A 12796-nucleotide genomic window follows, 5' to 3' on the forward strand; every position below is an offset into this window, starting at 1 on the left:
GGCGCCACACCAGGCGTGGCGACAAGTACGTCACCGTGATCATCGACCTCACCCCGGTCCGCGATGGGGCCGGCCCAGCAAGGCTGCTGGACATGGTCGAGGGCCGGTCGAAGACGGCGTTCAAGACCTGGCTCGCCGACCGCGACGACGCCTTCCGTGACGCGGTCGAGGTGGTCGCGATGGACGGCTTCACCGGGTTCAAGACCGCCGCTGCAGAGGAGATCCCGGACGCGGTCACGGTGATGGATCCCTTCCACGTCGTGCGCTTGGCCGGTGACGCCCTCGACAGGTGCCGGCGCCGGGTCCAACTCGCGATCCACGGGCACCGTGGGTTCAGGGACGACCCGCTCTACAAGTCGCGGCGCACGCTGCACACCGGCGCGGACCTGCTCACCGACAAGCAGAGCGACAGGCTACGCGCACTGTTCGTTGATGACGCTCACATCGAGGTCGAGGCGACCTGGGGTGTCTACCAGCGCATGATCGCCGCCTATCGCCACGAGGACCGGCAACGTGGCCGCGAGCGCATGGAGAAGCTGATCACCGACCTCAGCGCCGGCATCCCCAAGGTGCTCACCGAGCTCACCACCCTGGGCCGGACCCTGGAGAAGCGAGCCGCTGACGTGCTCGCCTACTTCGAACGACCCGGCACCAGCAACGGGCCGACCGAGGCGCTCAACGGACGGCTCGAACACCTGCGCGGCTCCGCACTCGGGTTCCGCAACCTGACCAACTACATCGCCCGAAGCCTGCTCGAGACCGGCGGCTTCAGACCCCAACTCCTACACCCCCGATTGGGATGAGCCCAGAAACACAGAACGACGGCGGCACGCGCCGCCGTCGTTCTGTGTCCCAGCTGCCGTCCGGCGTCAGCCCGCCGGCGTCACCTGGCCGTCGATCTGCCGGGTGAGGCGGCGCGGGTTGGCCTCCTGGAGGTCCTCCGGCAGCAGCGCAGCCGGCAGGTTCTGGTAGGCCACGGGCCGCAGGAAGCGGTCGATCGCGAGGCTGCCGACCGACGTCGTCCGGCTGTCCGACGTCGCGGGGAAGGGCCCGCCGTGGACCATCGCGTGGCCCACGTCCACGCCCGTCGGCCAGCCGCCCGCCAGGATGCGCCCGACCCGGCGCTCCAGCACGGGGAGCAGGGCGGAGGCCGCCGCGTGGTCGTCGTCACCCAGGTGGAGGGTGGCGGTGAGCTGGCCCTCGAGCCGCTCGGCCGCCGCGACGAGCTCCTCCGTGCTCGAGTAGCGGATGACCAGCGAGGCCGCGCCGAAGATCTCCTCGTGCAGGACCGGGTTGGCCAGGAAGGTCGGCGTGTCCGTGCCGTAGACCACGGGGGCCGGCGCGTTGGCGGTGGCGCCGTCGCTGCCCCGGCCGACCACCTCGACCCCGTCCTGTCCGCCCAGCGCGTCGGCGCCGGCGGTCCACGACTCGGCGATGCCGCGGGTCAGCATGGTCTGGCCGGCGTGGGCCGCCGCCGCCCGGCCGATCGCCTCGACCAGCGCGTCGCCCTGCGCCGAGGCGGGCACGAACACGAGGCCGGGTGAGGTGCACAGCTGGCCGCTGGAGCCGGTGACCGACCCCAGGTAGGCGGTGGCGAGCGCGTCGAGGTCGCCGGTCAGGGCCCCGTCGAAGAAGAACACCGGGTTGATGGAGCTCATCTCGGCGTAGACCGGGATCGGCTCGGGGCGGGCGGCGGCCGCCTGCATGAGGGAGGTGCCGGCACCGCGGGAACCGGTGAATCCCACGGCCTTGATGGCCGGGTCGGTCGCGAGGGCCTGGCCGATGGTCGAGCCGGGGCCGTAGATCAGCGAGAACACGCCCACGGGCAGGCCGAACTCCTCGACGGCGGACGTGATGGCCGCGCCGACCAGCTCGCTCGTGCCCGGGTGCGCGTTGTGGGCCTTGAAGACCACGGGGCAGCCGGCCGCGAGGGCGCTGGCGGTGTCGCCGCCGGCAGTCGAGAACGCGAGCGGGAAGTTGCTGGCGCCGAACACCGCGACCGGGCCCAGCGGGATCTTGCGCTGGCGGATGTCCGGACGGGGGAGCGGGGCGCGGTCGGGCAGCGCCGGGTCGACTCGGACGCCCCGGTGGTTCCCGGACCGCACGACGCCGGCGAAGAGGCGCAGCTGGTTGGCGGTGCGGCCGCGCTCGCCGACCAGGCGGGCCTCGGGGAGGCCTGTCTCCTCCATGGCGCGGGCGACGATCGCGCTGCCCGCGGCCTCGATGTTCTCCGCGATCTTCTCGAGGAAGGAGGCGTGGGTTTCGACGTCGAGGCTGCGGAACGCGTCGAACGCGTCGGCGGCTGCGGCGGTGGCGGCTGCGAGCTGCTCGGCGTCGATGAGCGAGTAGGCCGGCTCGAGTGGCTCGTTGGTGGCCGGGTTGAAGCCGTTGACGCTCTTGCCCGTGCCGGGGGTCGTAACACCGGCGATGATCGAGTGGCCCGTGAGGGTGATATTCGTGGTGGGCATCTTCTGCTCCTTCGTGTGCGCGTTCGTCAGTTGGCCGGCGGATCCGGGCGGCCCGGATGCCGGACGTCTAGGCGTTCTGCAGGGCCGCGGCCGACGGCCGGATTCCAGCCGCCTCGATCAGCGCGGACAGATCGGCGGCGTCGCGTTCGGTCAAGTCCTGCAGCGGCGGGCGGACGCTCCCGGCGTCGCGGCCGACGGCCTGCAGCCCGGCCTTGACGATCGAGACGCCGTAGCCTTTCACGCGGTCGCGGATGTCGAGGTAGGGCAGCACGAAGCGGTTCAGCTTCTCCGTCACGGCCACGCGGTCCTGGCGGCGGACGTCGGCGTAGAACTCGAGGGCGAACTCCGGGACGAAGTTGAACATCGCCGAGGAGTAGGTGCTCATGCCCAGCTGCAGCATCGGCAGGGCGAAGGTCTCGGCCGTGGGCAGGCCGCCCAAGTAGAACAGTCGGTCGCCGTTTTTGGCGACCACACGCGTGACGGCCTCGATGTCGCCGGTGGCGTCCTTGAAGCCGATGAAGTTCGGGTGCCGGTCGGCCAGCGCCGCGACCGTCTCCGCACTGTAGATGGCGTTGGCCCGGTTGTAGACGATCACGCTGACGTTCGTGGCCGCGCAGACCGCGTTGGCGTGGGCGAGCAGGCCCTGCTGGTCGCACTCGGTCAGGTAGGGCGGCAGCAGCAGCAGGCCCTCGGCACCGGCGGCCTCGGCGGCGCGGGCGTTCTCGACCGCCTGGCAGGTCGCTCCTCCCGCGGACGCGAGGACCGGCGTGCGGTCGCCCGCCTCCTCGACGGCCATCGCGACGACGCGGGCCGACTCTTCGGGTGAGAGGCTGAAGCCCTCACCGGTGCCCCCGGCGGCGAACAGGCCGGCGACGTCGAATCCGGCCTGCCAGTCGAGGTGGCGCCGGTAGGCCTCCTCGTCGACGTTCAGATCGGCGTCGAATGCGGTGACGGGGAACGAGAGGAGGCCGTCCTTGAGTCTGGCGGCAAGCTCGGCAGGCGAGTACTGGGTCACGAGAATCCGTCCTTGGGGGTGGTTGCGTGCGGGATGGCCCGCCCGGCAGGCTGGCGAACCGCCCGCAGTGCAGGTGGTGCTGTCACCGTCAGCCTAGGCGGGGCCGTTCATGCCTGTCCAAGCCCGAAATTAGATGGGTGGATACCGTCAAGGCATCATGCTCGGGCGGGCTGGCCGTCGCGGGAAAGCAGATCGGTCAGGCGGCGCAGCGCCGGATTCTTGGCCCCGCGGCGCCAGATGGCGTGCAGCTCGACGGCGTTCGCGGCCTCCCCGGCGATCGGCAGGTAGCGCACGCCCTCGATCCCGAGGCGCCTCGCCGACTCCGGAACGAATGCGACGCCGCGACCGGCCGCTACGAGCGAGACCATGGTCAGGATCTGGCTGACGGTGTGCACGACGTTCCCGTGCTCGACGGGCATGTGCCGGATCGCCAGATCGTAGAAGTACCGGGCCTTGATCGGTGAATGCATGATGAGCGGCACGGACCGCAGGTCCTGAGCGGTGACGGGGTGGGCGGCCTCGGCCAGGCGGTGGTTCTCCGGCACGGCGAGCAGCAGGGACTCGGCGAGGAGCAGTCGGGAGGCGAACTGCTCCGTGTCGAACGGCGGGCGGGCCAGCCCCACGTCGAGCTCCCCGTCGGCCAGGGCCTGCAGCTGCTCGCTGGTGACCTGTTCGCGCAGGTCGAGGTCCACATCGGGCAGCGCGCGGCCGAGGCGGGCCAGCAGCGTGCCGAGCACGCTGAAGCCGGACGTCGCCGTGAAGCCGATGCGCAGCACGCCGGCCTGGCCCTGCGCGATGCGCCGGGCGGTGGACGGCGCCTGTTCGGCGGCGACAAGGAGCTTGCGCGCGTCCTGGAGGAAGGCGTTCCCTGCCGCCGTGAGGGCGACCTTGCGGTTGTCGCGCTCGACGAGCTGCACGCCGACGGTCTTCTCCAGTTTCTGGATCTGCCGGCTCAGCGGCGGCTGCGTCATGTTCAGGCGCTCGGCGGCGCGGCCGAAGTGGAGCTCCTCCGCGACGGCGACGAAGCTCTTGATCTGGTCCAACGTAAACACTATGCACTCCGGGTATCGAAGAAGGCGCGAGGGGTCTGACTGTGCATCCTATCGCGGAGTGTGGCCGGCCTCACGTCTGAGTCGCCGACGGCTGGCCGTCAGATGGGTGCGCATGGCGGCCGCGGCGCCGGCCGGGTCGCCGTCGCGCAGGGCGTCGAGGACCGCTCGGTGCTCGGCGCCGGCGCCGGAGCCGGCGGCGGTCTCCAGTCGGGCGCGCGGCATCGCGATCATGACGGCGCCCAGCTTGTCGACCGCGTCGAGCAGGAACGCGTTGCCCGTCGCGGCGGCGATGCCGCGGTGGAAGGCGAAGTCGTGACCGACTGCCTCGGCCGGATTCCCGGCCGAGGCCTCGCACAGCACGACGGCGTCCGCGAGCACTGCGAGCTCCGGCCCGCTGATGCGCGCGGCGGCCAGGGCGGCGGACTCGGACTCGAGGGCGATCCGGTACTCGAGCAGGGCCAGCCGGTCCTCGAGGGTGCGGACCGCCGGCAGCGACGCGGTCGGTTCGGGCGGAGGGGTGAGGGCGAAACTGCCGGCGCCCCGCCGCGTGTGGACGAGCCCCTCGGCTTGCAGCCGGGCCAGCACCTCGCGCACCGCGGACCGGCCGAGCCCCCAGGTCTCGATCAGCGCCGATTCGCTCGGCAGCTTCTCGCCCGGGGCGATCCGCCCGTCCACGATCCGACGGCGCAGGTCGCTGTGGAGTTCGGCGGGCCGGCTCCGCGTCACGGTCAGGACCGGCCGAACTCGACCGAGTCGGTCGTCCAAGCGCGCGCCTGCTCGCTCAGCGTCACGCCCAGTCCGGGGCGGTCCGGGACGATCATGCGCCCGTCGCGGGTCTCGAGCCGCTCGTTGAACAGCGGGTCCAGCCAGTCGAAGTGCTCGACCCACGGCTCCCGCGGGTAGCAGGCCGCCAGATGCAGGTGGATCTCCATGGCGAAGTGCGGCGCCAACTCGAGGCCGGCGTGGTCGGCGAGTGCGGCGAGGCGGAGGAAGTTGGTGATGCCGCCGACGCGCGGGGCGTCCGGTTGGATGATGTCGCACGCGCGGGCCTCGATCAGGTGGACGTGCTCGGCGACCGAGGAGAGCATCTCACCCGTGGCGATCGGGGTGTCGAGGCGCCGCGTGAGATCGGCGTGGCCCTCGGCGTCGTAGGCATCGAGCGGTTCCTCGATCCACACCAGGTCGAACTCCTCCAGACGGCGGCCCATGCGCAGGGCCGTGGCACGGTCCCATTGCTGGTTCGCGTCCACCATGAGCGGCACGTCGGCGCCGAGGTGCTCGCGCACAGCACTCACCCGGCGCAGATCTTCGCGCGTGTCCGGCAGCCCGACCTTCATCTTGATGCCGCCGATGCCGGCCTCCAGCGACGCCGTGGCCCGGTCCTTGATCTCCTCCACGCCCGCGTGCAGGAAGCCGCCGGAGGTGTTGTAGGTGCGGACGGAGTCGCGGTGTGCGCCGAGGAGTTTCGCCAGCGGCAGGGACGCCCGCTTGGCCTTCAGATCGTAGAGCGCGATGTCGATCGCGGCCAGCGCCTGGGTGGCGACGCCGGAGCGGCCGACCGAGGCGCCGGCCCAGAGCAGCTTGGTGTAGATCTTTGCGATGTCGCTGGGGTCCTCGCCGATGGCCGGCTCGGCGACCTCGGCGGCGTGCGCGAACTGGGCCGGCCCGCCGGCGCGCTTGGAGTAGGAGAAGCCGAGCCCCTCGTGGCCTTGTTCCGTGCGGATCTCGGCGAAGAGGAAGACGACCTCCGTCATGGGCCGCTGGCGGCCGGTGAAGACCTTCGCGTCGGAGATCGGCGTGGCCAGGGGGAGCGTGGCGGTGGAGAGGCGGACGTGGCGGATGGTGTCTGGTGTGGTGGTCATGAACCTATCGTTCAAGTTCGCAACTTATCGGACAAGTGTTCCGTCCGCATCAGCATGACCGGATGCCGGGTGGGTATGGTGCGGGCGCGACCGGGCACGGACAGCGGCGGGCCCCGTCACGGGACCCGCCGCCGTCGTGCTCCTCACCGGGTGAGGCGCGGGGTGCTTAGAACCGCTGCTGCTGCTGCGGGTTGAGCTCCTTCAGCTTCTTGGCCTTGTCGTCGATCGACGGATCCAGCTGGAACGTGTCCAGGCCGAGGTCCAGATCGTTCGAGTAGACGTAGCCGTTGTAGTAGTACGACGACCAGGTGCCGCCGTCGGAGACGCCCTCGCCGCGGTCGAACCAGGCGACCTCCTTCGGGTTCTCGGCATCGGTGAAGTCGAAGACCGACGTGCCGCCCTGGTACCAGGACTGCACCATGAGGTCCTTGCCCTTGACCGGGATCAGCGAGCCGTTGTGGGCCACGCAGTTCTCGTTCTCGGTGTTCATGCGCGGGATCTTGTAGTACGAGGCGAAGTCGAGGCCGTCGTCCGTGATCTCGTAGATCGCGTTCGCGCCCAGCTCCGGTCCGAACTCCTCCGTGCAGGTGGCCCAGCCGCCGCCGCCGAGCTCGTCGGTGAAGACGACCTTGGTGGCGTCGTTGTTGAACGTGGCCGAGTGCCAGAACGCGAAGTTCTCGGTGTCGCGGACGCGCTCCGTGACCACGGGGTTCTCGCGGTCGGAGATGTCCATGATGATGCCGTCGCCCATGCAGGCGCCGGCGGCGAGGTCCTTCTCGACGTAGGTCGTGATGTCGTGGCAGCCGGAGGTGGCGCTGCCGTTGCCGCCGCCCTCGTAGCCGCCGTCCGGGAACAGGGACGGCTCGGACACGACGGCGGCCGACGCCGGATCCTTCACCGGCACCTTGACGACCGAGATGAGGTCGTGCGGGGGCTGGCAGTTGGACAGAGCGGAGTTCGGCGAGTACGAGGAGACGTAGACGTACAGGTCCTGGCCGTTCTTCGACGGCGCCATCGAGTTGGTGTGCGATCCGCACTTGGTCTCGACGGCCTGCACGTACTGCGGCGAGGCCGGGTCGCTGATGTCGAAGACGCGGACGCCCTCCCAGTAGTTCTCCGGATCCGAGGTGCGCTCGCTGCCGCAGGACGAATCGGCCATGCGGGCGTCCACGGACGCGATGAGGATGTCGCCGTAGACGGAGACGTCGTTCTGCGCGCCGGGGCAGTAGACCTCGGTCAGCTTGGCCGGCTGCTCGGGGTTCGACAGGTCGTACACGGTGAAGCCGTCGTAGTTGCCGGCGTAGGCGTAGTCGCCCTGGAATGCCAGGTCGGACCCGGTCCCCTGCAGGGTGCCGTCCATGGGGATGTTGCCCAAGTGCTCCATGTTGGAGCTCTCGACCTCGCCGGGGGCCACGTCCGGGGCCGCGGCTTCCTCCTGGGCCGAGAACTGCCGGGCGGACGGGTTCTGGGCGTCCTGGGGGACCGAGTAGTTGAGCTCGAACGGGTCGTCTTCAGCGGGGACAGCGTGGGCGGGGGCCGTGATGGCGGCCGCCGACCCGGCCAGCAGCAGGGTTGCTGCGGCTGCCAGTGCGGTGCGCCCCCTCGAGCGCGTGATGTCGTTTAGACGCATGGTGCGTCTTCACCTCCTGTATCGGGTGTCTGTAGTGTGTCCTGTAGCACACAGGTTCGTCCACCCCTTTTCAAAGGTTGGGCACAGCGAGGCAGGAAAACAGGAGGATTCGGGCATGGAACATGACGCTCCTAGTCAAGGTACAAGATTCAAGCAATCGACACGGAGGCGCCCTGGCCGGCTCCGCTCCATCGCCGCGGGTCTGACCGCGGCTGTTCTGAGCCTCGTGCTCGCATCGTGTGTCTCCGCCGGCGCCGCTCCGGCCGACAAGGAGTCGAAGAAGAAGCCCAAGCCGACGGCGACCGCAACGGCCCCGGCCGTCGTCGTGCCGGGCGCCCCCGGCGGGGGCAACGAGACCGGCGCCCCGGAGACGGGGGACCCGGACGAGGGGCCGCAGTGGAACGAGGCGGACGCCGAGTTCATGACGATGATGGTCCCGCACCACGCGCAGGCCGTGACCATGACGGACATGGTGCCCGGGCAGGCGGCCTCGGAGGAGCTGAAGAACCTCGCGCACCGGATGAACCTGGAGCAGGGTGCCGAGATCCAGTACATGGTCGACTGGCTGACCGCGCGCGGCCTCGACGTTCCGGCGGAGGCCGAGGACGGCTGGGCCCCGGGCGGGATGCACATGCACGGGATGCTGACCGACGAGGAGATGGCCGCGCTCGCCGACGCCGAGGGCGCCGAATTCGACCGGCTCTTCCTCGAGGGCATGATCAAGCACCACGAGGGCGCCATCATGATGTGCGACGTGGCGCAGATCGAGGGCATCGACGAGACGGTGCAGCAGATGTCGACGCACATGTCCTCGAGTCAGTCGGCCGAGATCGGCCGCATGCAGGACCTGCTCGACGGCCTCTAGGATCCCCGTTCGGCCCGGGGCGGGCTACTCCGCCCGGGCCGGCTCCTCGTCGGTCTCCCGGTCCGAGCGGCCGGTCCAGACCTTGACCACGGCCCACACGGCGGCCGTCAGCGGCACCGCGAGCACCGCTCCGACGAGCCCGCCGACCACGGTGCCCATCGTCAGGGCGAGCAGGATGACGAGCGCGTGCAGGCTCAACGCGCGGGCCATGACGATCGGCTGCAGGAAGTTGCCCTCGAGCTGGTTGACGAGGATCACGACGCCGAGGACCACCAGCGCGATGATCCAGCCGTTGGCGACGAGGGCCACGAGGGTGGCGAGCACGCCGGCGATCGTGGCGCCGACCATGGGGATGAACGAGGCGAGGAAGACGATCACGGCCAGCGGCAGGGCGAGCGGGACGCCGAGGATCGCCAGGGCGATGCCGATGCCGAGCGCGTCCACGGCCGCGATGATCGCCGTGCCGCGGATGTAGCCGCCGAACGTGTCGACGGTCTCCGCGCCGGAGGCGCGCCAGCGCGGCAGGTGGCGCTCCGGGACCCAGGAGAGGAAGAACTCCCAGATCCGGTCGCCGTCCTTGAGGAAGAAGAAGAGGATGACCAGCAGCAGGATGGTGCCCGCGACGAAGCTGCCGGCGGCGGAGATCCCGCTGATGGCGCCCGCGCCGAACTGGCTGCTGGTCAAGAAGTCGGCCACGGAGTTCACCGCGTCGTCGACCGCCTTGTTCACCTCGTCCTGGCTCAGGTTGAAGGGCAGGTCCTCGGAGACGTGCTGGAGCATCCCCTGCACCTGGCCGAAGCCCTCGACCGCCTGCTGGACCAGCCGCGGCCATTCGTTGATCACGGAGACCACCAGCCCCCAGCCGATGCCGCCGAGCACCGCGATGGCCGTGACGAAGACCGACCACGCCGCGAGCAGGGGGCTCATGATCTTCCGGAACAGGCGCACCAGCGGCCACAGGGCGCACGCCAGGATGAGCGCGATGAGCAGCGGCAGCACGGCCAGGCTGACCTGGCGGAAGCCCATGGCCGCCACCAGGATGACGGCGAGGACGAGCAGCAGCTGGGCCGATCGGGTGGCGGTGATGCCGAGGAAGTCGCCCCACATGCCGACAACCCGGCCGGCAGCCTGCTTCCGTTCCGGGCGGTCGATGCCCGGGCGGGTGTCGGCCTCCATGCGGCGGCGTCGGAAAAGACCGAATGACATGGCGCTCCTTCGTTGGTGGGGAGATTCGACGGCGATCCCGCCCCCGGGGATCACCACAGGGTGGATAAACCTGTGATCAGGTTACAGGGTGTTCGGGGCTAGAAGCTGGAGGACGATCCGGCACCGGAGAATCCGCCGCTGCCGGAGCCGTACCCCGTGCTCGTCCCCTCGGACCGGGTCGCGTCCACCGCGGACGTCCCGCTGGCGTGCCAGCTGCTGAACGCGGCGCCGTGGAAGAGGAAGAGGGTCGGGAACGACACGTCGAGGATGTTCGCGTGGGAGCCCGTGTAGGAGCGTCGGGTCGAGGCCATCTCCTCCTGCATCTTCTCCCGCTCCTCGCTGGTCTGGGCGTAGGAGTCGATCACCACGAGCGAGTACCGCTCGAACAGGTCGGAGAGCTCCGTGCGCAGCCTCTGCAGCTCGTCCAGGGCCAGCTCGGCGGTGATCTGCCGCGCCGTCAGACGTGACCCGACCGAGCTCAGCTCGACGCGGGCGCGCCCGGCGACGTCCAGCAGATCGCCGGCCTCGGCGGTTCCGGCCGCGTCCGGCTCGAGGTCCACGATTCCCGGCACGGCGTCCAGATCCTCGCGGAACCCGGCCGCCTGCCGCTTCCACGCCGCCTGCCACTGGCCGGTCATCGACAGCAGGTCGGCGGCGTCCGCGACGACGTCGTCGAACGCGTCCAGCCGCGCCGCGCGATCCGCCCACGCCTCGGCGCGCACCGCGGCCGCCTTCTCGGAGCGCGCGCGCACGTCGAGGGCCTCGAGTTCCTCGCGCTCGGCGAGGACGCCCCGGTAGTCGTCCACGAACGTCGCGTACTTCGCGAGCACCCTCTTCCCGTACGACGACGTCGCCGGGATCCGTCCGGCGTTCGCCTCGGTGGCCCCCAGGTCGGAGGCCACGCTGGAGCGGTGCCCGTCGCCGCGGACGAGGGCCGCCTCGACCCGCTGGCGGCAGCCCCGCCGGGTGAAACCGATGGCGAGGGTGGTGACGAGTCCGCCGAGGACGAGGAGGAGGCCGAGGACGAACACGCCGGGGTGCTGGTACCACGGCCGGCCGATCAGCCCGGCCGCCTCCTCGACGCCGGCGACGGCGCCCTCCTCCCAGCGGTTCTTCCGGAAGTCGCCCTTGGTGGCCTCCTGGATGCTGTCCTGGGCGGCCTGCGAGACCTCGCGGTCGTCGCCGAAGTAGGTGCCGACCTGGCGCCCGCGCGGGTCGACCGCCAGGATGAAGAGCCCGTCGGACCAGTTCTCGCCGTCCCCGGAGATCCAGGCCGGGCTGCTGGCCCGCGCGTAGTCCAGGACCGCCTCGTTCAGGTGGTTCGCGCCGCGCCCGTCGAGAGTCAGCACGACGACGTCGGTCGCCACGTGGAAGTCCAGGTCGCGGATCGACTCGGCGACGGCGGCGTCGTCGAGGACGTCGGACGTGTCCACGACCTCCACGCCGGCCGGCGCCGCGGCCGCGGCGGGGCCGGCCGCGGAGACGAGCCCCGCCGTCGACAGCCCGCAGGCGACCAGCAGCGCGGCGAGGACCGCGACGACCGGGCGGGCCGTCGTCGTGCTCCGCGTGGCGGAACCGTGCCGGGGGCGGGACGCTGCCATGGGGGCGTCAGACCTCGGACTGGGAGCGCCAGAGGTCGACGCCGGGCTCGCCCGCAGTGATCCGGTCGATCAGCTGGAGCTCGGCGTCGGTGAACCGCGTGTTGGCGAGGGCGCCGAGGTTGTCGTCGAGCTGGTTGGTCGAGGAGGAACCGATGAGCACCGAGGTGACGCCGCCGGAACGAAGCAGCCACGCGATGGACATCTGCGCGAGCGTCTGCCCGCGCTCGGCGGCGAGGCGGCCGAGGTTCTTGACGATCGCGAGGTTCTCCTCCGTCAGACCGGCCAGCGAGCTGCGGCCGCCCGACGGGGTCGCGTCCGGGTTCTCCAGGTACTTGTTGGTCAGCAGCCCCTGGGCCAGCGGGGTGAACGCGATCGAGCCCATGTTCTCGCGCTCGAGGGTCTCGAGCAGCCCGTCCTCGACCCAGCGGTTCAGCAGCGAGTACGAGGGCTGGTGGATGACGAGGGGCGTGCCCAGCCGGCGCGCGATCTCGGCGGCCTCGGCCGTGCGCTCGGGCGAGTAGGAGGAGATGCCGACATAGAGCGCCTTGCCCTGGCGGACGAGGGTGTCGAGCGCGCCGATGGTCTCCTCGAGGGGGACGTCGGGGGTGGGCCGGTGCGAGTAGAAGATGTCGACGTAGTCCAGGTTCATCCGCTGCAGGGAGGCCTCGGCCGAGGCGAGGATGTACTTGCGGGAGCCGCCGAGGCCGTACGGCCCCGGCCACATGTCGTACCCGGCCTTCGAGGAGACGACGATCTCGTCGCGGTACGGTGCGAAGTCCTTGACCATCATGCGGCCGAAGTTCTCCTCGGCGCTGCCGTACGGCGGGCCGTAGTTGTTGGCCAGGTCGAAGTGGGTGATGCCGCGGTCGAACGCGTGGCGCAGGATCTCGCGCTGGGTGGCGAACGGCCGGTTGTCGCCGAAGTTCCACCACAGTCCCAGGCTCAGCGGCGGCAGCACCAGTCCCGAGCCGCCGACCGGGCGGTACGCGATCGAGTCGTAGCGGTCCTCGGCGGCCGCGTAGGGCCGGTGCGTCTCGTGGGTGCGGTCGATGCGGTGCTCGGGCACGTGTCCTCCTGGATCGTGGCGGCGGATCCCG

General features: G+C 70.7%; 10 protein-coding genes and 1 pseudogene. 2 read left to right on the forward strand and 9 right to left on the reverse strand.

Annotated features, from left to right (window positions below):
- A pseudogene (locus IE069_RS03610) lies at positions 1–803 on the forward strand (ISL3-like element ISPfr2 family transposase); the annotation flags it as partial.
- Between the two features lie 66 nt (positions 804–869).
- Here IE069_RS03610 and IE069_RS03615 read toward each other — a convergent pair.
- The 6 genes from IE069_RS03615 to IE069_RS03640 all read right to left on the reverse strand — a co-directional run bounded on the left by IE069_RS03615 (position 870) and on the right by IE069_RS03640 (position 8027).
- Positions 870–2468 (reverse strand): aldehyde dehydrogenase (NADP(+)), encoded by a 1599-nt coding sequence (locus IE069_RS03615; RefSeq protein WP_229790923.1) that lies wholly within the window; start codon positions 2466–2468, stop codon positions 870–872.
- A gap of 67 nt (positions 2469–2535) precedes the next feature.
- Complete coding sequence (kdgD, locus tag IE069_RS03620) at positions 2536–3483, reverse strand: 5-dehydro-4-deoxyglucarate dehydratase (protein WP_189348766.1); 948 nt, start codon at positions 3481–3483, stop codon at positions 2536–2538.
- Positions 3484–3638: 155 nt separating this feature from the next.
- Positions 3639–4535 carry a LysR family transcriptional regulator gene (locus tag IE069_RS03625; RefSeq protein ID WP_189348767.1) on the reverse strand — a complete coding sequence of 299 codons (897 nt, stop codon included), beginning with the start codon at positions 4533–4535 and terminating at the stop codon, positions 3639–3641.
- Positions 4536–4583: 48 nt separating this feature from the next.
- A complete protein-coding gene (locus IE069_RS03630; RefSeq protein WP_189348768.1) occupies positions 4584–5261 on the reverse strand; it encodes a FadR/GntR family transcriptional regulator in 678 nt (225 codons plus the stop codon).
- 2 nt (positions 5262–5263) lie between these two features.
- A complete protein-coding gene (locus IE069_RS03635) occupies positions 5264–6397 on the reverse strand; it encodes an L-talarate/galactarate dehydratase (RefSeq protein ID WP_189348769.1) in 1134 nt (377 codons plus the stop codon).
- Positions 6398–6563: 166 nt separating this feature from the next.
- On the reverse strand, positions 6564–8027 hold the full coding sequence (locus IE069_RS03640) for an LVIVD repeat-containing protein (RefSeq protein WP_189348770.1): 1464 nt from the start codon (positions 8025–8027) through the stop codon (positions 6564–6566).
- 226 nt (positions 8028–8253) lie between these two features.
- Between IE069_RS03640 and IE069_RS03645 the strand changes: the two genes are divergently transcribed.
- On the forward strand, positions 8254–8892 hold the full coding sequence (locus tag IE069_RS03645; RefSeq protein WP_189348771.1) for a DUF305 domain-containing protein: 639 nt from the start codon (positions 8254–8256) through the stop codon (positions 8890–8892).
- Between the two features lie 24 nt (positions 8893–8916).
- Here the strand turns inward: IE069_RS03645 and IE069_RS03650 are convergent, their stop codons facing one another.
- From IE069_RS03650 to IE069_RS03660, 3 genes are all read right to left on the reverse strand, one after another.
- Entirely contained in the window at positions 8917–10098 is a 1182-nt protein-coding gene (locus IE069_RS03650) for an AI-2E family transporter (protein ID WP_189348772.1), read from the reverse strand.
- Between the two features lie 98 nt (positions 10099–10196).
- The gene (locus IE069_RS03655; RefSeq protein WP_189348773.1) at positions 10197–11699 is read right to left on the reverse strand and encodes a DUF5129 domain-containing protein; all 1503 of its coding nucleotides are present in this window, start codon (positions 11697–11699) and stop codon (positions 10197–10199) included.
- A 7-nt stretch (positions 11700–11706) separates the two neighbouring features.
- Complete coding sequence (locus tag IE069_RS03660; RefSeq protein WP_229790924.1) at positions 11707–12765, reverse strand: aldo/keto reductase; 1059 nt, start codon at positions 12763–12765, stop codon at positions 11707–11709.
- Between the last annotated feature and the right edge of the window lie 31 nt (positions 12766–12796).

Source organism: Zhihengliuella salsuginis (assembly GCF_014651715.1).
Classification (GTDB): Bacteria; Actinomycetota; Actinomycetes; order Actinomycetales; family Micrococcaceae; genus Zhihengliuella; species Zhihengliuella salsuginis.

What these genes read in the sequence shown, in the direction of transcription:
- IE069_RS03615 (WP_229790923.1), bottom strand. Translation starts at nt 2,468, where the DNA reads ATGCCCACCACGAATATCACCCTCACGGGCCACTCGATCATCGCCGGT.
- IE069_RS03635 (WP_189348769.1), bottom strand. Translation starts at nt 6,397, where the DNA reads ATGACCACCACACCAGACACCATCCGCCACGTCCGCCTCTCCACCGCC.
- IE069_RS03640 (WP_189348770.1), bottom strand. Translation starts at nt 8,027, where the DNA reads ATGCGTCTAAACGACATCACGCGCTCGAGGGGGCGCACCGCACTGGCA.
- IE069_RS03650 (WP_189348772.1), bottom strand. Translation starts at nt 10,098, where the DNA reads ATGTCATTCGGTCTTTTCCGACGCCGCCGCATGGAGGCCGACACCCGC.
- IE069_RS03655 (WP_189348773.1), bottom strand. Translation starts at nt 11,699, where the DNA reads ATGGCAGCGTCCCGCCCCCGGCACGGTTCCGCCACGCGGAGCACGACG.